This window comes from Halanaerobium hydrogeniformans (genome assembly GCF_000166415.1).
Lineage (GTDB): Bacteria > Bacillota > Halanaerobiia > Halanaerobiales > Halanaerobiaceae > Halanaerobium > Halanaerobium hydrogeniformans.
The window spans coordinates 1197987-1222069 of the sequence record NC_014654.1; the positions used below are offsets into that span (position 1 = coordinate 1197987).

The following is a 24083-nucleotide window of genomic DNA, read 5'->3' on the forward strand; positions in this document are numbered from 1 at the left end:
AAAAGAGTAAAATTTTGTAGATGTTTTATTAAACACTTTCATATTTGCTGCTAAAATATAAAATAATTATAACAATACTTATTCCAAAACCAGAAGAACCTAAAAGCATTGTTAAAAGAAGAGGACTGATGATAAAAACAGTTAATAAGCAAGCAACACTTTTTATTTTATCAGAAGCTTTATGCATTTTATAAGTCAAAAAGTCTGCAGGCTTTTTGGCTTTGAAATTCGTTGCAACTTTCTTATTTATTGATTTTTTATTTACTTTTTGTATATTTTTCTCAATATATACCTCACATTCTAGGGTTTTGCTTTCATTATCTTTTTCAATAATTTCTGATATTTCAGCCTTATATTGATTACCATCCTGGATCCACTTGTAAATGCTTTCTGCCTTTGAGATTTCGAGCCATCCAAGTTGTTCATTCAAAGGTTTGCTTATTACTTTTAAAACAGGTTTTTTATATTCATTAACTGAAGGGATTAAAAATAATTCATCTCCAGGTTTTGATACCTTTAACAATTTTTGTCTATTTATACCATTATCAGTATCTAAAGTTACTCCGACAATTTTTCTATCAAATCCATGGTTTTCATTTTTTTCGTTCATCAAATCCCCCCTTATAGTTTAATTAAAATCTTTATCAATTATAATTATAATTAATATGATTAAAATGTCAAAAGTTCAGCTGCAGTAAATGGCTTTAACAGTAAGAACTGACATAGAATTAATATATCAACTTTTTTTGGAAATATAGAATATATTATCAGCTAATTGATTTGTGTCTTCTAATTTGTTAAAATAATAGCAATAGTTAAATTATTCTGAAATTGAATAAATTAAGTAAAAATTTGTATCTGCTAAATTGTTATGTTGGAAAATAATATTAAAATAATTTGAGGAAGTGAGAAATGATGGGGAATAAAGTGATAAGCCTTATTTTAGATGATAATGACAAAAGTTTTGATAAATTAAGACAGATTTTAAAACAGGGAAATTATCAAGTAGAATTAGCAGGCTGTTATCAGGATGGATTAGATATCACTTCTAAAGAGCAAATAGATTTAATATTATTGGAAAACGAACTTTCTGGAAAAAATGCTTTTGAAGTTTACGAAAACTTAAAAACAAAAAACAGTAACCGAGATATTCCGGTAATCTTTATCAGTTCTCTAAATAAGGCAGAGCAAAAAGCAAGAGCTTTTGAGTTAGGTGCTGTAGATTATATCACTAAACCTTTTAACGAAAATGAAATTATGGCAAGAATAAATAGACATTTAAATATTAAAGAAGAAAAAGATAAGTTGAAAGTAAAGAATGAAAAGCAGGAAATTCTATTAGAAAATATTGAAACTCAAATCTGGTATCTAAAAGATCCTGAAACTTATGGGCCGGTAAATGAGGCTCATGCTGATTTTTTGGGATTTGAGAAGTCAGAGATAGAACATAAGAAAATAAGTAATTTTTATTCCGAAGAAGAAACTGAGATTTGCATAATGGGTAATAAAAAAGTATTCCAGAAAAAAGAGAAAATAGAAACAGAAGAATTGATCAATAATCGTGAAGGTGAAAACAGACTTTTTGCTGTAACTAAAACCCCAAAAATTAATAAAAATGGGGAAGTAGAGTATGTTGTCTGTACAGCATTAGATATAACGGAAAGAAAAAAACAGGAAGAAAAACTTAAAAAACAGAAAGACAGGTTAAACTGGATTATTGAAGGTACTAACTCGGGTACCTGGGAGTTGAATCTTCAGACAGGAGAAGCTTTTTGCAATCAAAAATGGGCAGAACTGCTTGGATATGAACTGGAAGAAATTGATTTAACAACTATAAATAACTGGAAAAATCTAGTTCATCCAGATGATTTAAAAAAATGTAAAAAGGCTTTTAAAAAGCATTTTAGGGGAGAAGCAGAATCCTACAATGTGGAAGCACGAATGAAACATAAAGCAGGTCATTGGATCTGGATGCTCGGACTGGGTAAAGTTATTTCCTGGACAGATGATGGTAGTCCATACAAAATGTTTGGAATTGATATTGATATTTCAGAGCAGAAAAAACAGGAGCAGATCATCAAAGAACTTCACAGTGCTACTATTGGTTTACAAAAGCTTGATAGTGAAAAAGAAATCTGCCTGAAAACCATTGAGTCAGCCAGAGAAATATTAGATTTTGATTTGTGTCATGTTAGCCTGCTTAAAAACGATCAATTTGTTCCAACAGCAGCTTCTGAAATAATGGAAACAAAAACCCTGCCTCTAGATTATGGAATTGCTGGTAAGGCATTTAAAAATAATGAAAGCTATCTTACTTTAAATACGGCTAAAGATCCAGATGCAAAGCCAACCGAGAAAAAGTATAAATCAGGAATTACTATCCCAATGAAGGATACCGGTTTTTTCCAGGCTATATCTACAGAGATAAATGATTTTAATCAAAAAGATTTAGAACTTGCTGAGATTCTTATCGGGAGCACTAAAGCAGCTTTAGACAAGCTTTATTATCAAAAAGAACTAGAATATAAATCTTTTCATGACAGCTTAACTAATTTATATAATCGGAGGTTTTTTGAAGAAGAGCTGCACAGACTGGATACCAAAAGACAGCTGCCAATTAGTATTATAATGGCTGACTTGAATGGCCTAAAACTTATCAATGACAGTTATGGTCATGAAAAAGGTGATGAATTATTAAAAAAGACAGCAGAAATTTTAGAAAGCTCTATACGAAAAGAAGATATAGTTGCTCGTCAGGGTGGGGATGAATTTGCTGTTCTGCTGCCTAAGACCGATAATGAGCAGTTAAACAAAATAATAAAAAGAATTAAAGCTGAAGTTAAAAATGCAAATAATAAAGAGAATATTCCGATCTCTATAGCTCTTGGTTCAGCTACTAAAGAAGACCCGGCAGAATCAATAAATCAGGTACTCAAAAAAGCAGATGACAATATGTATCAGAACAAATTATCAGAAAGTAGGAGTACTAAAAGCAAGATAGTCCAGGGATTATTAAACAGCCTCAGTGCAAAAAGCAATGAAACTCAAGAACATTCTTTAAGAATGCGGAATTTAGCGCTTAAATTTGGCAATAAATTGAAACTAACTTATTCTGAGCTTAACAGACTTTCGTTGTTAGCCACCATGCATGATATTGGTAAAACTACAATCCCAGAAAATATCTTAACTAAACCTGGACAACTAACTGATAAAGAATGGGAGTTAGTTAAAAAACATTCAGAAAAGGGATATAAAATCGCTTCTGCCTCTGAAGAATTGGTTTTAATAGCAGAGGATATATTATCTCATCACGAAAACTGGGATGGGAAGGGTTATCCACAGGGGTTAAAAGGTGAAGAAATCCCCTATTTAGCCCGCATAATATCAATTGTTGATGCTTATGATGTAATGGTAAATGAAAGTTCATACAACAGGGCTATCTCAGCTGAAAAAGCTTTAGAAGAAATAAGGAAAAATTCTGGCAGTCAGTTTGATCCAGAGTTAGCAGATGAATTTATTGAGTTGATGACTGAAGTTTTTTCTCTGTCTTTAGAATAAGCAATTTTACCTCACTAAATTTAGCATAAAGGAGGGGCGATTTATGCAATATTTATATATCATCATGTTTATTTTGCTTATCATTTCATTTTTATCTAAAACTGCCAAGAAAACTCCATCCAAGCTATGCATTGGGTGGAGATAAATTGGCTATTTATTCTGATTTTCAATATACTTTTTAATTGTCTCAATAGCAGCATCACCAGAAGATACAATAATGATATTGTAGACTATAAACAGAATGATAATTGTTATTTAAGTCTCTACTCATAAAGATCAAACCTCCATTTTTTCTTTTACAAGCAAACATATGTATGATATAATTATAGTAGGATGGAGGTGAAAAATCAATGCGATTATCATTTAAATTCAAGCCTAAATTAAGCCATAAGCAATTAGTAATAATTAATGAATTAGCCTGGCATTGCTCTAAATTATATAATACAGTTAATTATCAGGTTAAAAACAATAAAGATGTAAAAGCTGTCTATACTGAATTAGAAACTAGATATAAAAATAACTGGCATAATGACTACCTTCACTCCCATAACAGACAGCAGGCATTAAAGCATTTAGCTCAGGACTGGAAAAGTTTTTTTAATTCTCTCAAAGATTATAAAAAGAATCCTCAAAAATATAAGGGGCAGCCAGGGTCACCTAATTTTAAACATATGAACAGTAATCCCTGTGAAATAATTTTTACCAATTTAGCTGTTAGAATTAAAGATAACAAATTACTCTTATCCTTATCTAAAAAGATACAATCTAAATATAATGTGAAAGTCACTAAAGCTTTTAATTTATAATACGCAAGGAAAGCTTTAGTATGACCGTATTCGATTTGGCCGCTATTCAGTAGATCTGGAAAAAATAAATAAAAGTAACTATGATAAATCCAGAAGAATTACTAGAGGTCTCTTTAAAAATAACGAGGGCCTATTAATTAATGCTGATCAGAATGGTAGTTTTAATATACTTCGTAAATACCATAACGATAAATGTATTCTCAGACCTATCAAAGAGGCGAGAGATAATGGATTTGTGGACAATCCTTCAAGATTAAGGGTATCCTAAGCTATTAGGAGCAAAATTTAAAAGCCAAACATCTTGTAAACTGACCTAGTAATATAGGTTGAACTTTAATCTATATGAAGCAGTTAGAAGCTCCCTCTAAATCTTGGTTTTGATTTAGGTGGAGAGGTTCACAGTGCAGTATTTAGGGACACAGAATATCTTAGTTGGCAGTTTAGTCGGCACAGTTATTGGCTCTATTACCATGATGCCGGGCTTTATAGCTTATCCCTTAGCAGGGATATTACTTAGCCGTGGAGTTAGTTATATGGTGGTAGCATCTTTCATAATTCCACTTATAACTTCATGTTAGAATGGTGTGATCGTCAGGCTGAAGAAAAACCAGAATGTGATTGCGGCTGCTGGGGTTATCCGCTGGAAATAGGAACTTACTGGACCTGGGATCACAAAAAATTTAAAGGCTGTCCTAAATGTGGTGAAAAGATTTAAATAGCTGCAGAACTAATTGAACTTTAATCTTAAGCAAAGATAAAATTAATATTCAGCTGATAAGATTTAATTAAGATAAAGTTATTGAATCTTTAAAAGGAGCTGATAATAATGGTTTATATTAAAATATGTCCAGAATGCGAAAGCAGAAGTATAAGTGCTAGCAAAGAAGAGTGGCCCTGTCCGCACTGCAATAAAGATCTATCTGAAGAACCGGTATTTAGAGAAATTAGAACTCAAAAAGAATGGTGGAAAACTGCAGAAACTAAAAAAAATAAAAAAAGAGTTTTTGCATAAAGAGATTAAATACTTTAATTATTAATTTCAAAACATCTGTTTTTAGATAAATGATTGAGCCCGGAAGCTTCCGGGCTTATTTTTTTTGGAAAAAAATTAAATAAATTTTCATAATGTCGAATAATGTTATATAATGAACATAGTGCTAAAAAAATTCTATAAGTAAAATTTAATACTTAATAGCAAATCCGGATTTGAAATATAATTATCTGAACTGCAATTTTCAATATTTAGCAATTAAAAAAGAAGGGTTAATTTTTTAACAATATTATATTGGAGGCTAGAAAATGCGGGAAAACAATTTAGAACTAAAAAAAATCCTCTTCAACAATCTAACACTAATTATACTAGGGCTTTTATTTATTTTCATTTCTCTATTTACCGTGGTAGAAATAATTTTACCCCTGGTTTTTTTATTGCTGATTTATTCCAGTTACAAATATAATAAAAGAGGTATTATCTATGCAACATTATTTTCTATTTCACTTTTATTGATTCAGAATTTATATATTCTAGAAGTTCAGCCAATCGAACTTATCATAGAAATATTTATAATTATAACTGCCGCATTATATATTTATAACAGTAGCTCTTCGATTGAAAAACTAAATTCTAATTTAGAAGAAAGGGTTAAAGAGCTCAGTGCTTTAAATAATATTTCTAAAATAACTGAGGAGTTTTATGGATCTCTTGATACAATATTAAAAAAAATAGCCTCAGAAATACCTCAGGGTTATCAACACCCTGAAGATCTCTGTGTGAAAATCAACTATCAGGATAAAGAATATAAGACAGATAACTTCAAGAAAACAAAGTGGCAGCAAAAAACTGCAATAACCATAGATAACGAAGCTGTAGGTAGGATTGAAGTATGCTATCTTAACAAATATTCAGAAGAATATGATAACTCTCCTTTTTTAAAAGAAGAATTTAATCTTTTAGAATTATTTTCAGATAAAATAAGCAATATTATAAAGATTGCTGAACAGGAAAAAAGAGCAAAAGAGCAGAGAGATTTCCTATCTATCACCTTAAATTCAATTGGTGATGGTGTTATTATCACCGATAAAAACGGTAGAGTAACCAGGCTAAACAAAACTGCTCAGAAGATGACTAAGTGGAATCAAGAAGAAGCAAAAGGAAGTCATATTAGTGAAATATTTAAAATAATCAATTCTAAAACTGGAGAAATGGTTAAAAATCCAGTTAAAAAAGTTCTGACAGAAGGCAAAACTGTTGATCTGGCAAATCATACAAAATTAATTGCCAGAGATAATACTGAACATCATATTGCAGATAGTGCTGCACCTATTAAAGATAAAGCAGGAGAAATTTATGGTGTTGTGCTTGTCTTTAGAAATGTAACGGAAAAATATCAAATGAGAGAAGAAATAAAAAATAAAGCAGAGCTTTTTTCTAATGCAGTTACAGAGGCTCCATTCCCGATAATGCTTCACAATAATAAAGGTGAAGTATTAGAGGTTAATGATGTCTGGCAGGAGTTAACAGGTTATTCTGAAACTGAGATATCTACGATAGATGAATGGCTGGAACAAGCATATGATAAAAGTTTAAATAAAGAAGATCTTAAAGAAATTTATCAAAACATTTCTGAAGTGAGCACAGGAGAATTTACGATTAGAACCAAAGAAAAGCAGCAGAGAATCTGGGACATCAAAAATTCATACCTTGGCTTAGATGAACAGGATAATAAATTATTTATCTCAATGGCGGTAGATATAACAGAAAACAAACAGATGGATAAGAAAATAAAGATGTTTAACCGTATTTATAGAACTTTGAGTTCAGTTAACCAACTAATTGTCAATGAAAATTCTATAGATCATTTACTAAAGCAGGCGGTTGAAGTTGTAGTAGATGTTGGTAAATATGATACAGCCTGGATTGCAAAGGTATCAGATAATAAAGATTTATTGGATGTTAAAGCTATTGCTGGCTATAATTGTTCATTTTTGAGGGAAAGAAAAGTTGAGCTTAATTATCAAAAAGATAATTTAAACATCTATAAAGATGCAATTTTAAACGAAGAAACTGTTATTCTAAACTTTGATACAGAACAGGAACTAAAAGGAGAAAACTGTGGTTCAACAGGCGTATTTGTCTTGAAAATATTTGATGAAATCTGGGGGCTTATGGTATTTTGTTCAAATGAAGAAAACCGTTTTGATAATAAGGAATATGCCTTATTAAAAGAATTAACTGCAGATGTTTCTCTCGGAATAGAAAAGATAATTTCCAAGCAAAAACAAAAAGAATCTGAAGCTAAGCTGGCAAAAAGTGAAAAAGAATACAGACAGTTAGTACAGAAATCACCGATCGGGATCTATAAAACAAGCTACAGTGGTAAATTGTTGTTTGTTAACCCCACAATAGCTAAAATGCTTGGCTTCAATACTCCTGAAGAGGTATATGATCATTATAATGAAGATTTAGAAAACAAATTATATGTGGATTCTAACAAACGCAAAAAATTTATAAAACAGCTGCAGAGGTATGGTGAAGTTAAAGATTTTGTTTACAGAATTTATGATAAAAATAATGAGATAAAATGGATAGAAGACAATGCCAGAATCAGCTCTGATAAACAATTAAACGATTTTACAATTGAGGGGTTTGTTCTGGACATAACTGAAAGGAAAAAACACCAGGAAAAGATAGCTTATATGAGTTTTCATGATAGTTTAACAGGTCTATATAATAGAAGTTATCTAGAAGATATGATGGAAAGAATAGATACCAAACGAAATCTACCGATATGTTTAATAATGGCTGATTTAAATAATCTAAAACAGATTAATGACTTATACGGTCATTCAACAGGTGATAAGTGGATAAAAAAAGCAGCAGAAATAATAAAAAATTCCTGCAGGCAGGAAGATGTTATAGCTAGATGGGGTGGAGATGAGTTCGTTATTTTGCTGCCCCATACTAAAATAAAAGAAAGCGAAAAAATTATCGCCAGAATAAATGAAAGCAAAATTGAAACTGATGAGGGAATAGAAATTTCCATTGCTCTGGGTACTGCCTGTAAAAACAAGCGTGAACAGGATATTTTTGAAGTTTTAAATGAAGCTGAAAATAGGATGTATATAAATAAATTTGCTGATAGAGAAAGTGGTAGAGGAATTGTTCTGGCAGGTTTTTTAAACACTCTAAAAGAAAAAAGTTTTGAAACTGAAAATCATGTTAATAGAATGGGTGAATTATCCAGACGGTTTGGTAAAAAGTTAGATCTATCAAATGAGCAGATAGATAAACTATTTATTTTATCACTGCTGCATGATATAGGCAAAATATCTGTACCTGAAAAAATATTGACCAAAGCAGGAAAGTTAAGTGAAGAAGAATGGGGAATTATAAAATCTCATCCAGAAGCAGGTTATAGAATAATCGAAAGTATCCCCAGATTTTCTCATATTGCAGAAGAAATACTTCACCATCATGAACGCTGGGATGGAAGAGGTTATCCTGATGGTCTTGCGGGTGAAGAGATCCCTTTATTATCACGTGTATTAACCATCGTTGATTCCTATGATGTAATGACAGGTGGTAGACCATATAAAAAGGCTATGAGCAAAAAAGAAGCCATCGAAGAATTAAAAAGATGTGCTGGAACTCAATTTGATCCAGAGTTAGTTAAATATTTTGTTGATATGATAAGCAATTAAAATAGCAGAAAAGAAAGATAAAATTCAAACTATTGGAGGAGTCAATATATGAGAAAACACCTATCTACAGGTATTAACGGTCTGGATGTAATCTTAAGAGATGGGCTAATTCCGGGGAGGTTTTATTTGCTTCGTGGAGGTCCCGGGACCGGGAAAACAACCCTGGGCTTACATTTTTTGATTGAAGGTTTAAAAAATAAAGAAGAAGTTCTTTTAATAACTATGACTGAAGATATAGAAAAAATAAAAGAAAATGGCAAGCAATATAATTTTCCCATGGACGAAATCAACTATATTGATTTAAGCCCTGGTGAAGACTTTATCTCTGCTAAAAAAGATTATGACATTTTTTCCTCAGCTCAGAGTGAACAAAAACCCTTGGTTGAAAAAATGACTCAAAAGATTGAAGAATTAAGTCCTGATAGGATTTTCTTTGATGGTTTTACTCAGTTAAAATATTTGAGTTCAGATACTTATAAGTTTAGAAAACAGATTTTATCTTTTATGCAGTTTGTAAAAAAATATGATTCCACTATTTTATTGACATCTGAAGTAGGTGCTTCAAATCCTGATGATGATCTGCAGTTTATGGTAGATGGAATTATAAACATCGTTTATGAAAGTCAAAATCATTATTTAGAAATAACAAAATATCGTGGTTCAGGTTTCCAAAAAGGGAAACACTCCATGAAATTTAAAAAAGATGGTATTGAAGTTTATCCTCAATTAGAATTTATAAAAAGCAGCTATAATTATGAAAGCGAATCACTTTCTTTTGGTGTTCCAGAAATAGATAAATTGCTTAATGGAGGTATTGAAAAAGGAACCACAACTATTATTACCGGACCAACAGGGGTTGGCAAAACCACCCTCGGAACTCAGTTTATTAAAACTAATGGTGATAAGGATTTAAAATCAATTATATATACTTTTGAAGAAACCCAAAAATCTTTAATGCTGAGATCTAAGTCGGTTAAAATCAATTTAGAACAGTTAAAAAATGATAAAAAAGTGTATATTAAAGAAATTAGTCCTTTAGAATATACTCCTGCTGAATTTGCTTATGAACTAAGCAGAGATGTACAGGAAAAGGGTATCTCAATTGTTTTACTTGATTCAATCGCAGGTTATTTTTTAACCTTTAATAATCCTGATAAGATGCAGAAAATGATTACGGGGATTCATAATTTATGTGAACATTTAAAATCTCTGGGAGTTACAGTTTTAATGATTAACGAACAAAAAATGATCACCGGTGATTTTCAGGCAACAGATACACAGACCAGTTTTATAGCAGATAATCTGATATTTTTAAGATATTTAGAGATTCAGGGTAAACTGGAAAAGGCAATTGGTGTCTTAAAAAAGAGGATGAGTGGTTTTGAAAATACTATGCGAAAATTTGAGATAACTGAAGAGGGAATAAAGGTTGGAAAACCATTGGAAAATTTAAGAGGTATATTAAGTGGTAATCCTGAATTTTTGAATAAAAAATGATTATTAGTTAAAGTATAAAAAGGAGACTGAATAAAATTGATAGATAAAGATATTTTGGATGATAAGCTCAATTTAATAGAAAAAAACAGGATTTTTTTACTGGTATCTCATCGGGAAAATCAAAATATTTTAAAAAAATATTTAATGCCAGAGCATGAAGTTATTACAAACAATTTTTCTCAAAATCTTGAAAAAATAGATTTAATAATCGCTGATGAACAGGGATTACAAAAATTTGAGGAAGATATTTTTGAAATCAAAAAAACCAAGAGCAGCTTTCTTTATTTACCTCTGCTTTTAATAACTAGAATTGCTATCGAAGATATACCTGATAAGTATCTTAATATAATAGATGAAATAATCGAGATCCCCATTGAACAAAGGATTTTTATTTCTCGAATAAAAAAATTACTGGGTATTAGAAGTATGTTTTTAACTGTACAGATATTTCAAAAACTAATAGATAATAATCCGGCTGGGATATGTATTTTACTGGAAAACAGGGAAATAAAGTATGTTAATGATACATTTTCAAGTATTATAGAAAAAAAGAAGGAAGATATTATAAATAAAAATATAGTTGAAGTTTTCCCTGAAGATATAATAGATCAATATTTTAATAAGAGGAAAAAAATTGATAAAAGCAGATCCACAATTGAACTACAGTTAAAAGATAAACACAAATGGCTGGATATACAGAGTATAGAATCAAAATATAAAAATATTAAATTAAGTTCATTAATTATAATTGATATGTCAGAACGAATAGAACAACAACAAGAAATAGAGTATTTATCTTATAAAGATAAATTAACCGATCTCTATAATCGGCGTTTTTTTGAAGAAGAAATGGAAAGACTGGATACAGAAAGACAACTGCCAATAAGTGTTATTATGGCTGACTTAAATGGTTTAAAATTAATTAATGACAGTTACGGACATAAAAAAGGTGATGAATTATTAAAAAGAACAGCAGAAATTTTAGAAAAATCTATCAGAGAAGAAGATATTCTAGCCCGTCAGGGTGGAGATGAGTTTGCCTTTTTGCTGCCCAGGACCAGTAAAAAGCAGACAGAAAAAATATTAAAGAGAATTAGAGAAGAAATTCAAAAGTCAGAAGACAAAAAATTTCCTATCTCTATTGCTTTAGGTACAGCAACTAAAAACAAGTCTGAGCAAAACCTGGCAGATGTTTTAAAAAAAGCAGATGATAAAATGTATCAAAACAAATTATCAGAAAGCAGAAGCAGTAAAAGTAATATTGTCCAGGGCTTACTTAATGCTTTAGCAGCTAAAAGTCATGAAACAAAAGAGCATTCGGATAGAATGCGAAAATTAGCTTTGGATTTTGGCGAAAGTTTAGTACTTTCTAATTCTGAATTGAATAGATTATCTCTACTGGCCAGGTTACATGACATAGGTAAGACTAATATTAGCGAAAAGATTTTAAACAAGCCAGCTGAGCTAAACAAAGAAGAATGGAAGATCGTTAAAAATCATTCAGAACAGGGTTATAAAATTGCTTTAGCCTCAGAAGAATTTGCTGTAGTAGCTGAAGATATATTTGCCCATCATGAAAACTGGGATGGTAGTGGTTATCCTCGAAATCTTGACGGAGAAGATATTTCTTATCTCGCCAGAATAATTTCTATAATAGATGCCTATGATATAATGATTCATGATCTTCCCTACAGTAAAGCAATAAGTAAAGAAGAGGCTTTAGCGGAGATAAAAAGATGTTCTGGAACTCAATTTGATCCAGAGTTAGCTGATAAATTCATTGAATTTATCAAAAACAATTAAACTTTTTGTCTATCCCCTACTTGAATTAATGTTAAATATTTTGAATATTTAAAAAGGAAAACAGAGAGAAATCTAGAAGTATATTTATATAAGCAAAATAAATAATTTCCCATTTTTTAGAACTCTCTATATATTCAGTTTAAACTGCATTAATATTAAGGGGGTATAAGAATGAGAACATTAGCATTGATTTTAGCAGGTGGAAGAGGTAGTAGACTGGATCTTTTATCGGCTCATAGAGCAAAACCAAGTGTGCCTTTTGCTGGTAAGTTTCGATTGATTGATTTTGTTTTAAGCAATTGTGTTAACTCTGATATTTTCAATATTGGTGTTTTAACACAGTACTTACCTCATTCTCTTAACAATCATATTGGTATTGGTAAACCCTGGGATCTTGACCGAAAACAAGGTGGTGTAACCATTTTGCAGCCTTTTAGAGGCAAGCCAGGTCAGACAGATTGGTATGAGGGAACCGCTCATGCAATTTATAAAAATTTAAGTTATTTAAAAAACCAGTCTCCAGATCAGGTTATTATTTTATCAGGAGATCATGTTTATGAGATGGATTACGGTAAAATGGTAGATTATCATATCAAAAAAGATGCAGATTTAACAATTGCTGCTCAGCCAGTACCATATGAAGAAGCCAGTCGTTTTGGCATTTTAGACTGTAATCAGGAGAAGAAAATTACTGATTTTGTAGAAAAACCTGTTGATCCTCCCAGTAATTTAGCTTCAATGGGGATTTATGTTTTTAAATATGATGTTTTAATAGAGGTATTAAAAAAATACTGTACTCATCAAAGTACAGATTTTGGTCATAATATTATCCCCCCAATGATCGAAGAAAATAATGTTTATCTTTATGAATATGATGGTTTTTGGAGAGATGTAGGAACCCTTGGTTCATATTGGGAAACTAATCTTGAACTTGTAAAATCGATTCCAGAGTTAAATCTTTATGATGAGGAATGGAAAATGCAGACAAGAAGTGAAGAAAAACCACCTGCAAAATTCGGAAGATACGGGAAGGCTTCCTGCAGCCTTATCTCCAATGGAGCAATTATTAATGGTGAGGTAGAAAATTCGATAATAAGTCCGGGAGTATATATAGAAAAAGGTGCAGTTGTTAGAGATTCGATTATTTTCAATAACAGTATAATCCGCAGCAACTCAGTTATAGATAAAACAATTATTGACAAAGAGGTAGAAATAAAAGAAAACTGCAAAATAGGTTATGGAGATGATTACACTCCAAACAAAGAAGTACCTGATCTTTTAGCAAATGGTTTAAATGTTATTGCAAAAAGGGCTAAAGTCCCAGCCGAAACAAAAATGGGAAGAAACTGTAGAGTTCACTCATATGTTGGAATAAATAGCTTTGATGGCAAAGACATAAGCAGTGGTAGTACTATAACCTCTGGTATTGGCAAAAAAATTGCTGAAGGTGATGAAAAAACAATTGAAGAATTGAATATTTAGCTTTTTTAAAAGCTCAGGTTTTCCTGGGCTTTTTTTGTTTAAATATTTTTAAAAGAAGTTAATTTAAGTGGTTATATTTGTCAAAATTTAATTTTAGTGTTAAAATATTAATAGATATAATGTGATTCTTTTTCGAGAAAACTAATTTTGAGGAGTTTAAATTATGACCTGTGAAAACATAAATTTCATATTTGGAGTACCATATAAAATTTCTCTTAATTCTCTTAGTAAGAAAAAGATTTTTAACCGATCTTTCAAATTGATTTGGGTTTTAAAAGGTAATATTACTTTTGAGAGCAGCAATTATTATTCTGATGCTAAAGAAATCAGCAATTTAAAAGAAGAAGAACTGCAGATAATTAATTCATATTCACCTTTTAAATTAATCAATCAAAGTAAAGATGCTAAATTTCTTGTTTTTGATTTTAAAACAAAATATTTAAGAGATTTTAAACTAGATTTTGAAGAAAAAATATTTTATCTAAATAATAGCAATAGTTTAGATAATCTAAAATATTTACTTGCCTCTTTAGCAAAAGATTATTTTCAGCTGGATTATCAACTTCATGAAAATTCAAAACCTACTTTAGATGAAGTTTTAACTTTACTGCATAATAAATACTGTATTCACAATCAAAGAAAGGACGATTTTTACCAGCAAAAACAAAATAGTATTGTCATGAAAGTTGTAGAAAAGATTGAAAAAGATTATAATCGAAATTTAACATTAAACAGTATAGCAGATGAGTTTCATTATAATAGTTCATATTTATCAGAAAAATTTAAGTCTTTAATGGAGATAAACTTTAAAAATTATTTAGATAGATTACGCCTTGAAGAAACACTGTATGAACTTTATTATACAGATAAAAATATTAATCAGATAGCTCTAGAAACAGGATGTAATAATATAAAAAGCTTTTACAGAGTTTTTAATAAATATTTTAATTTAAGTCCTATACAGGTTAGAAAAAAATATCCAAAACTCAAAAAAGACTCTTTAGTTGAAGAATTTGGCGAAATAGACTTTTTTATAATTTATTTTAAGCATGTTATTAGAGCTTATGAAAAAAAGGAATTACAAAGAAAAGAAAAATTCAAAAAAGAAATCAAAATTGAACTAGGGCATTCTAAAAAAACCATCAATCCTGTCTGGCAGAAACTGATTAATGCCGGAACAGCACAGAGTATTATGGATTCTAATTTGAGAAAGCAAATTAGAGATTTGCAGGAAGGAATTGGATTTGAGTATCTGCGTTTTGAGGGTATTTTTAATGATGATTTAGAAATTATCAAAGGTGATAATCTGGATAATATACATTATAACTGGAAATTAGTAGACAATATTTTTGATTTTGTTTTAGAAAATAATTTAAAACCTTTTGTTAGTCTGAGTTTTATGCCTAAAGCACTTGCCAGTAAGGATAAAACTATTTTCTATTATCAGGCTAATTTTTCTCCTCCAAAAAATATTAACCATTGGCTTGATTTAATTGATGCTTTTATTATTCATTTGATAAATCGTTATGGAATTGATGAAATAAAAAAATGGTACTTTCAAGTCTGGACTGAGCTTCCTCATCGAGGATTTCACTGGGCTGCTTCTCTAGAAGAATATTTTGATTTTTATGCTGCCACAGCAGTTAAGATAAAAAATATTTCCTCAGATATAAAAGTTGGTCCAGCTTCTGACAGTTTTTTGGAAAATAAAATACAGACTAAAAAGTTTTTAAAATATGCGGCAGATAACAACTTACCCCTTGATTTTTATAATATTAATTTATATCATAATGCTATTCCTGCTATAGAAGAAGAGATTAATTTAAGAGATTTTTATAAAGAGAGAACTTTAGAAAATATTAAATTTAAATTTCAAGAAAAAGATTATTCTTTTAAGAAGGCAGAAAAAATTAAGTCTATGTTAAAAGAATTTTATCCAGAGACAGAATTGATTTCTACTCGTTGGAATTTAAGCTGGAATCCTAAAGAATATATTCATGATACTGCTTTTATGGCAAATTATATAGTCGACAATGCTTTAAAACTTCAGCATAAATTAGATGGTCTGGGCTATTTAAATTTATCTGATTTAATTTCAGAATGGCCTATAAATGAGCTTCCCTTTTTTGGTGGTAGAGGCCTGGTAAATACTGAAGGAATCAAAAAATCCGCTTATTATGCCTATCTTATTTTATCTAAATTAGGCAGCAAAATTATTGATCAGGGTGACAACTATATTGTGACTGTAGAGGGAGAAGATATCCAGATCATTATTTATAATTATGCTTATTTAAGTAAGAGTTATCAAAATGCGGATTATAGTTTAATTAATGAACATGAAAGATATCAGGTTTTCGAAAAAAAAGATCCGCTGGACTTTGAATTAAAATTATTAAATTTAAGTGGCAAGTATAAAATGAATCGGTATTTTTTGAATAGAGACTCTGGTTCTGCTTTTGATGAATGGCTTAAAATGGGAGCTCCGCCTGAATTGAGCAAACACGAAATAAAATATCTTAAATATAAATCATATCCTGACTTAAAAGTAAAATATTTAAACTTAAGTGGCGAATTTGAGATTAATACTGTTTTAGAAGCTCATTCACTTGAATTTATCGTTTTGAAAAAACAATTTTCGGTGTAAATCAAGTTTTTTCATAGTTTATTTAGCTAACCCAAAGAAAAGCTATTAAATTTTAGCTTTTTCTTGGGTTATTTTCTTTCTATACTTTTTTATTTTCTTAGTGCGAAAATAAAAATTAAATTTTACTAAAAAATAGAAGCGACATATTATTATTATTATTTTATAATGTTATTAGTGATTGATATAAGAGTTAGTTTTGCTAACATAAGTCCGATAATAAAAAATTGCTCATTTAAATTCCCCGGGAGAATTTAATAAAACTTAAAAAATAAGGTGGATCGGGTATAATTAATTAAACAGTTTTTTCTCGGACATGATATAATAAGATAATAACAAACTAAAATGGAGGAAAATATCATGCCTACAAAATATCCTGAAGAAATCAAAAGAAAAGTTGTTGCTCTGGCCAATAATGGTAAAAATCAAACTGAAATACTCAATGAATATGGAATGGCAAGGTCCACACTTCATAAATGGATAAAAGACTATAATAACTCAGGTTCATTCAGCGCTAAAGATAATAGATCTGATAAAGAAAAAGAATTAATTAAATTACAAAAAGAAAACAAGCAGTTAAAAATGGAGAATGATATTTTAAAGCAAGCGGCGCTGATAATGGGACGAAAGTAGCAGTTATTAAGGCAAACAGGGATAAATACAGTATTAGCGCCATGTGCAGAGCACTCAATATATCAAGGGGTATGATCTATTATACCCCTAAAGAAAAACAGGTTGATGTTGAACTAGAAAGCGAAGTGATTTCCATTTACAAAGCAAGTAGAAATCACTATGGAACCAGAAAAATCAAAAGAGAATTAGCTAAAAAAGGTTATCAGGTGTCCAAGCGAAGAATAGGTAAAATAATGAAAAAATATAATCTAGTTTCTACTTATACTAAAAAACAATACAAAGTTCATTCTCCAAGCTGTAATGAAGATAAAATTGCCAATATTGTAAACAGAGAATTTAACAAAGAAGAAGCTCTAGACGTTGTTGTCAGTGATTTAACCTATGTTAATGTAAAAGGAAAATGGAACTATGTCTGTCTGATCATAGATCTCTTCAACCGTGAATTTGTTGGTTATGCAGCAGGTAAAAAGAAAAATGCCGAATTAGTAACTGAGGCTTTTAAAAGTATTAAAAGACCACTAAATCAAATTAATATTTTACATACTGATAGAGGTAATGAATTCAAAAATAAAGCTATCGATGATATTTTAGTCAGGTTTGATATTGAGCGTTCTTTAAGCAATAAAGGATGCCCATATGATAATGCAGTGGCAGAAGCAGCCTTTAAAGTAGTTAAGACTGAATTTGCTTATGACAGAATATTTAACAGCTTTGAAGAGCTGGAATATGAGCTATTTGACTATGTTAACTGGTATAATAACCACAGAATCCACGGGTCGTTAGATTACCTAACACCTGTTGAATATAGATATTTAATGTTCGATAAAAAATTGTTGTAAAAAGTATTGACAATCCAAGGAGGACTTATTAATGTTAAAAGACATGGATAAAAAAGAAATTGAAAAGAAAAGAAAGAAATTGAAGGAGCAGGGAAAATATCATAATGCAGAGAAATGGCAGATCGCTTTATTTGCTTTAAATAATACTGCAACAAATACGGCTTTTGTTTTAATAATGTATTATGCATTTTTCACTCAAAATGTATTGGGCCTTTCAGCAGCAATTGTTGGTGGTATTGCAACAGCGATGAGAATGTTTGATGGTTTTACTGATCCCTTTATTGGTTTTATTCTTGATAAAACTGACACTAAGTTTGGTAAATTTAGACCCTTTATGTTTGCTGGAAATGTTATTTTAGTTATTACTATAATTCTACTATTTAATACACCACCAGAATGGGCTTCAAATATGAAATATATTTACACTGCAGCTCTTTATGGTATAGCAATTATTGGCTATACTTTTCAAACAGCCTGTACAAGAGGTGCACAGGCCGCTTTAACAAACGATCCGGAACAACGTCCATTATTTACATTTTTTGATTCTATTTATAACACTGTTTTATTTGCTGGAGCAACCTACCTAATTATGACAGTTATGGCTCCAAATTATGCTCAGAATGTTAATGACCCTCAACTGTGGTCACATGTATCGGTAATATTTATGGCTGGTTCTTTTGTAATGATAATTTTAGCTATAATTGGAATCTGGTCTAAAGATCAGACAGAGTTTTTTGGTCTTTCAGATGTTAAAAACAAGGTCGAAGTTAAATTTGGGGATGCCTGGGATGTAATAAAAAATAATAGACCTTTACAAATGTTAATTGTTGCCGCATCTACTGATAAGCTTGCTTTAACGGCTAGAAGAGCTGGATTTGTTTACTTTTTCTCAAATATTCTTTACAACACTGCTTTGTAGGGACGCTTTGAAATGTGGGTAATGGGACCTGCGATCTTAGTAACCTATATTGGGGTTAAATTTGCTGAAAAAGTAGGACTTAAAAATGCTTTTGTTACTTTAACCTGGATTGGAACATTTTTAATTATTGCTCTTTTAGTACTAACTCCAGTTATAGATGGTGGAGAAATGACTACAGGAGTTTGGATTCTATTGATTGTTCTGGGAGCTCAATATTCTGTAAGTCAGCTTGCAGGTAATATTGTGATCCCGATGATCGCAGACTGTACTGACTATGAAAGCTTAAGATCTGGAAAGTTTATGGCAGGTTTTATTGGAACTATTTTCTCTTTTGTAGATAAAATGATTTCTTCTTTAGGAACGGTAGTTATTGGTTTAAGTATCGCAATGGCAGGTTATGGTGGAGTTCGCATACCACCCAATAGTGCAGTTTCTACAAGTCTTGAGGTTGCAATAATGTTTATTATCTTAGGCTTACCTCTAATTGGCCATGTAGCTTCGTTAATTGCAATGAAGTTCTATAAACTAGATGCTAAAGAAATGGCAAAGATTCAAGATGCACTTGATGAGAAAAAACAAGCTGCAGCAGATGCTGTATAATTATTAAATATAATTAAAATTATAATTGGGGGCGGCCCTGGCTGCTCCTGATTTAAATATGGAGTGATAAAAATGGAATCGCAATTTTTATATCCTGCTGAGTCTTCAACTCGACAGGTAGTAGATTTATCAGGAATCTGGAAATTCAAAGTTGATTATGAAGGAAAAGGAAGAAAAGAAGGCTGGCAAAATGGCTTAGATAATTACAGTGAAGTTCCTGTTCCTTCAAGTTATAATGATCTATTTACAGATAAAGATATTAGAGAACATGTTGGAGATGTCTGGTATCAAACAGAATTTTATTTAGCAGAAGAGTGGCAGCACAAAAATGTAAATTTACGTTTTGGTAGTGCTACACACAGAGCTGAAGTCTGGCTGAATGGCGAAAAAATTGCAGAACATGAGGGAGGCTACATGCCTTTTGGTGCAATTATTAATGAAGCCGGTAACTTTGGGCAGAAAAATACTCTTGTAGTTGTTGTAAACAATGAGCTTGATTTAACAACTATACCAACAGGCCAGGTAAAAGAGTATGATAATGGTAAAAAAAGATTATTTCCCTATTTTGATTTCTATAACTATGCTGGAATTCATTCTGCAGTAAAACTACAGATTTTACCCAAAGACTATATATATGATATTACTACAGTTACAGATTATGACGGAAGTACTGGTTTGGTAGAATATGAAATAGAAAGCAGCAGTGATTTAGAAATAAAAGTTGAATTAAAAGATGCAGCCGGAAATATAGTTGCTGAAGCTACTGGAGCTAAAGCTAAGCTTGAAGTAGAAGATGTTAAGCTCTGGCAGCCTGGTGAGGGATATTTATACCAGTTGGAAGTAAATTTATTAAATGATGGAGATCTTGTTGATAATTATCCACTACCAGTAGGAATCAGAACAGTTGAAGTTAAAGGCAATCGATTTTTAATAAATGGAGAGCAGTTCTACTTTAAAGGTTTCGGTAAACATCAAGATAGTGAGATTAATGGTCGTGGATTTGATCCTGCAGTAATGATCAGAGATGCTGAGCTTTTAGACTGGATTAATGCTAATTCAGTCCGTACATCTCATTATCCCTATGATGAAGAATTTTATCGGATGTGTGACCGCCGTGGAGTTGTGGTTATTGACGAGACTCCAGCAGTCGGCTTATTTGATATGAATATGAACTTCCTGGCAGCTGGTACCGGTAAGAAATCCGATTTCTTTGATAAGGAAATTGTACATCAGGAGACCAAAGAAAATCACAAAAGAGAAATTGAACGACTGATAAAAAGAGATAAAAACCATGCCTCTGTTGTCATGTGGTGTCTGGCAAATGAACCTGATAGTGCTCAGGAGAGAGCAGAAGAATATTTTAAAGATATCTTTTCCTTTGCCAGAGGGCTTGATCCACAGGAGAGACCTTTAACCTTTACCAATATAATGACAGCTCCTTATGGAAAATGTAAGGCTGCTCAATTTGCAGATGTGATTTCTTTAAACCGCTATTACGGCTGGTATATAATTGGTGGTTCTGAGCTCGAATATGCACAAAAAGATTTTGAAGAAGAACTTGCAGGCTGGGAAAAAGAAGGAAAACCAATTCTGATGACAGAATATGGTGCAGACACTAAAGCTGGAATTCATAAACTTCCTTCAGTACAGTGGTCTGAAGAATATCAGAATGAATATTTAGAACTTCAACATAAAGTCTTTGATAACTGTGATTCTTTAGTTGGAGAACAGATGTGGAATTTCGCAGATTTTCAAACTGTTGAAGGGATTTTAAGAGTCAATGGTAATAAAAAAGGTGCATTTACCAGAGATAGACAGCCTAAAATGGCAGCCCATCTTTTAAGAAAAAGATGGTCAAAAATTTAGTATATGTACCTGGTACCAAAAAATAAATCTTAGATGCGAAAGTTGTTATACCAGGTACCAAGCACTTGGTACCTGGTACCAATAACAATAAGTGACAAAACTTATAAAAGATAGGTGAAAAAATGAATACGATAGATAATTTTAAAAAAGAATCGGATTATCTGCTTTGTATAGATTCTGATGGCTCAGCAATAGATACTATGACAGAAAAACATTTAAAGTGTTTTGGTCCCGTTCTAGTAGAAGTATGGGATTTAATCGAGATTAAAGAATAATTTTTGCAAAAATGGAATGAAATTAATCTATATTCTAATACAAGAGGTATAAATCGCTTTAGAGGTCTAGTTGAAACTTTTAAAGCCTTAAATGCTGATGGTTTAAAGCTACCTGAGATTAGTAATCTCGAGAATTGGGTAGAAAATAGTGAAGAATTATCAAATCCAGCTTTAAAAAAAGAAATAGAAAAAAAAGAGGATAATGAAGATCTTAAATTAGCTTTAGAGTGGAGTCAACAGTTAAATATAGAAATTTCTAGGCTTAAAAAAGATATCTCTAAAGTATTCAGTGGAGTTAAAGCTTCTCTTGAAAAAATGAAAAAAAAGGCAGATTTAGCTGTTGTGTCTTCAGCAAATACTGAAGCATTAATGGATGAATGGCAGAGTTATGGACTGGATAATTATGTGAAGATTATTTTAGGTCAGGAATCAGGCTCAAAATCTGAAAATATTAAAAAGTTAAAAGCTAAAGGTTATGCTGAAGATAAAATACTGATGATAGGTGATGCCTTAGGTGATTTTAGAGCAGCTGAAGAAAATAAAGTTTTATTTTATCCTATTCTAGCTGGCCAAGAAGAAAAATCCTGGCAGTTATTATATGAAGAAGCCTCAGATAAGTTTTTCTCTGGTACTTACAGAGGAAAATATGAATCAGAACTAATAGCTGAGTTTAAATCAGTTTTAAATTAATATTAAATTAGCATAAATGGAGGAGAAAGATGGTTAATTTAAAAGCAAAACCGTTTTATTTAGATGATGATGATATAAAGTGGGTTAAAGATACAATTGCAGAAATGACTATAGAAGAAAAAATTGGACAGCTCTTTATTACTCGTTTTCATGGTGAGCTTGATGATCCAGAAAATGTAGAAAGAATCAAAAATTATCATGTTGGTGGTATTCGTTATGCCAGCAAAAGTTCTGAAGAAGTATATAATTTTATTAAAGAAATGCAGGCAAACTCTAAAATACCGTTATTAGCTGCTGCTAATTGTGATAATGGTGGAGATGGAGCCTGTACCGATGGTACATTTATAGCCAGTGGAGCAATGGCAGAAGCTTCAGAAGATGAAGAAGTAGCCTATAATGCCGGTTTGGTTAGTGGGCGTGAAGAAGCAGCACTTGGTGTAAATTGGAACTATGATCCCTGTGTTGATATTTTATATAACTGGAGAAATACCATTGTAAATACTCGAGCATATGGAAATACTCCAGAAAAAGTAATAAAATATACTTCAGCTTATTTAAATGGATTAAAAGATAGTGAAGTAAGTGATATTGCAAGTTGTGTTAAACACTTTCCGGGGGATGGAGTAGAGGAAAGAGACCAACATCTTGTTTTAGGTATAAATGATTTTGAACCAGAAAAATGGGATGATACTTTTGGTAAAGTATATAAACATCATATTGACAATGGCTTAATGAGTATTATGGCAGGCCATATCGCAATGCCTGAGTATCAAAAGAAATTAAACCCACAATTAAGTGATCAGGATATTATGCCAGCTACTTTGGCACCAGAATTATTAAATGATTTATTGAGAGATAAATTAGAGTTTAATGGGTTAATTTTAACTGATGCCTCCCATATGCTTGGTATGACAGCTGCTATGCCGAGAAAAGACTATGTACCGAAATCTATAGCTGCTGGTTGTGATATGTTCCTTTTCTTTAATGATATTGAAGAAGATTTTCAATTTATGTTAGATGGATATAAAAATGGAATAATTACAGAGCAAAGATTAAATGAAGCTTTAGAGAGAATATTAGGTCTTAAAGCAGCAATTAAGCTGCACAAAAAAGCAGAGAAAAATGAACTTGTTCCTGCCAAAGAAAACTTAGAAATAATCGGCCAAAAAGAACATTTAGATATGGCTGCTCAAGCCGCTGATAAAGGTATTACTCTGGTTAAAGATAGTTTAAATCAATTGCCAATAACACCTGAAACTCACCCAAGAATTAAATTATATTATCTATATGGAGAATTAGGTGGAATTTATAATAGTGACATTGCTTCAAGAGATATAATTATTGAAGAGTTAGAAAAAGTTGGTTTTGAAGTAGATTTAAATGAGGGTGAAGGTCGAGAAAAAGGTAAAATAATGGATTATCGAGATAATTATGATGCTGCTTTCGTTTTTGCCGATGTAAGAGGTTATGCTCAACAAAATAATTATCGTATCCAATGGAAAGCTCCTATGGCTAATGAAGTACCCTGGTATGCTGCTGAAATTCCTACAGTATTTGTTTCTTTAAACTTTACAAATCATTATATTGATGTACCTATGATAAAAACATTTATAAATGCCCACTCTAATACAAGAGAAGTTATCAGACAAAGTATTGAAAAAATTATGGGTGAATCAGAATTTAAAGGCAGTTATAATGAAAATGTTTGGTGTGATACCTGGGAAGCAAGAAGATGATTTTTTAATTAGCTCCTTATTAAATTAATATAGATAG

General features: G+C 31.1%; 15 protein-coding genes and 1 pseudogene. 15 read left to right on the forward strand and 1 reads right to left on the reverse strand.

From position 1 onward, the window contains the following. Positions 1-28 precede the first annotated feature (28 nt). Positions 29-610, reverse strand: a complete 582-nt coding sequence (locus tag HALSA_RS05370; protein ID WP_013405585.1) for a hypothetical protein — start codon at positions 608-610, stop codon at positions 29-31. A 302-nt stretch (positions 611-912) separates the two neighbouring features. On the opposite strand from HALSA_RS05370, the gene HALSA_RS12415 reads away from it, so the two are divergent. The 15 genes and pseudogenes from HALSA_RS12415 to HALSA_RS05445 all read left to right on the forward strand — a co-directional run bounded on the left by HALSA_RS12415 (position 913) and on the right by HALSA_RS05445 (position 24046). Beyond that, entirely contained in the window at positions 913-3558 is a 2646-nt protein-coding gene (locus HALSA_RS12415) for a diguanylate cyclase (RefSeq protein WP_013405586.1), read from the forward strand. Positions 3559-3908: 350 nt separating this feature from the next. Beyond that, the gene (locus HALSA_RS12970) at positions 3909-4364 is read left to right on the forward strand and encodes a hypothetical protein (RefSeq protein ID WP_041595794.1); all 456 of its coding nucleotides are present in this window, start codon (positions 3909-3911) and stop codon (positions 4362-4364) included. A 401-nt stretch (positions 4365-4765) separates the two neighbouring features. After that, a complete protein-coding gene (locus HALSA_RS12795) occupies positions 4766-4942 on the forward strand; it encodes a hypothetical protein (RefSeq protein WP_160143054.1) in 177 nt (58 codons plus the stop codon). Between the two features lie 248 nt (positions 4943-5190). After that, positions 5191-5376: a hypothetical protein gene (locus HALSA_RS05390; protein ID WP_013405587.1), complete on the forward strand. Its 186-nt coding sequence runs from the start codon at positions 5191-5193 to the stop codon at positions 5374-5376. Between the two features lie 287 nt (positions 5377-5663). Further along, entirely contained in the window at positions 5664-9065 is a 3402-nt protein-coding gene (locus tag HALSA_RS12420) for an HD domain-containing phosphohydrolase (protein ID WP_013405588.1), read from the forward strand. Positions 9066-9113: 48 nt separating this feature from the next. After that, positions 9114-10562: an ATPase domain-containing protein gene (locus HALSA_RS05400; protein WP_013405589.1), complete on the forward strand. Its 1449-nt coding sequence runs from the start codon at positions 9114-9116 to the stop codon at positions 10560-10562. A gap of 36 nt (positions 10563-10598) precedes the next feature. Next, positions 10599-12365: a diguanylate cyclase gene (locus HALSA_RS12425; protein WP_013405590.1), complete on the forward strand. Its 1767-nt coding sequence runs from the start codon at positions 10599-10601 to the stop codon at positions 12363-12365. A gap of 171 nt (positions 12366-12536) precedes the next feature. Next, positions 12537-13847: a glucose-1-phosphate adenylyltransferase gene (locus HALSA_RS05410; protein ID WP_013405591.1), complete on the forward strand. Its 1311-nt coding sequence runs from the start codon at positions 12537-12539 to the stop codon at positions 13845-13847. A gap of 163 nt (positions 13848-14010) precedes the next feature. Next, a complete protein-coding gene (locus tag HALSA_RS05415; protein WP_013405592.1) occupies positions 14011-16491 on the forward strand; it encodes a GH39 family glycosyl hydrolase in 2481 nt (826 codons plus the stop codon). Positions 16492-16833: 342 nt separating this feature from the next. After that, positions 16834-17960 (forward strand): IS3-like element ISHahy2 family transposase gene (locus HALSA_RS05425; RefSeq protein ID WP_095522093.1). Its coding sequence is split into 2 segments (ribosomal slippage): positions 16834-17086 and positions 17086-17960, totalling 1128 coding nucleotides; the frame shifts between segments, so codons are not numbered across the junction. Between the two features lie 175 nt (positions 17961-18135). Next, positions 18136-19479: pseudogene (locus HALSA_RS12975) on the forward strand (MFS transporter). A 72-nt stretch (positions 19480-19551) separates the two neighbouring features. Further along, a complete protein-coding gene (gene uidA, locus HALSA_RS05435; protein ID WP_013405593.1) occupies positions 19552-21345 on the forward strand; it encodes a beta-glucuronidase in 1794 nt (597 codons plus the stop codon). Positions 21346-21467: 122 nt separating this feature from the next. Next, positions 21468-21620 (forward strand): hypothetical protein, encoded by a 153-nt coding sequence (locus tag HALSA_RS12800; protein ID WP_160143055.1) that lies wholly within the window; start codon positions 21468-21470, stop codon positions 21618-21620. A 3-nt stretch (positions 21621-21623) separates the two neighbouring features. Further along, positions 21624-22310: an HAD family hydrolase gene (locus tag HALSA_RS05440; RefSeq protein WP_049773859.1), complete on the forward strand. Its 687-nt coding sequence runs from the start codon at positions 21624-21626 to the stop codon at positions 22308-22310. 29 nt (positions 22311-22339) lie between these two features. Further along, positions 22340-24046, forward strand: a complete 1707-nt coding sequence (locus HALSA_RS05445; protein WP_013405594.1) for a glycoside hydrolase family 3 protein — start codon at positions 22340-22342, stop codon at positions 24044-24046. Positions 24047-24083: the final 37 nt, after the last annotated feature.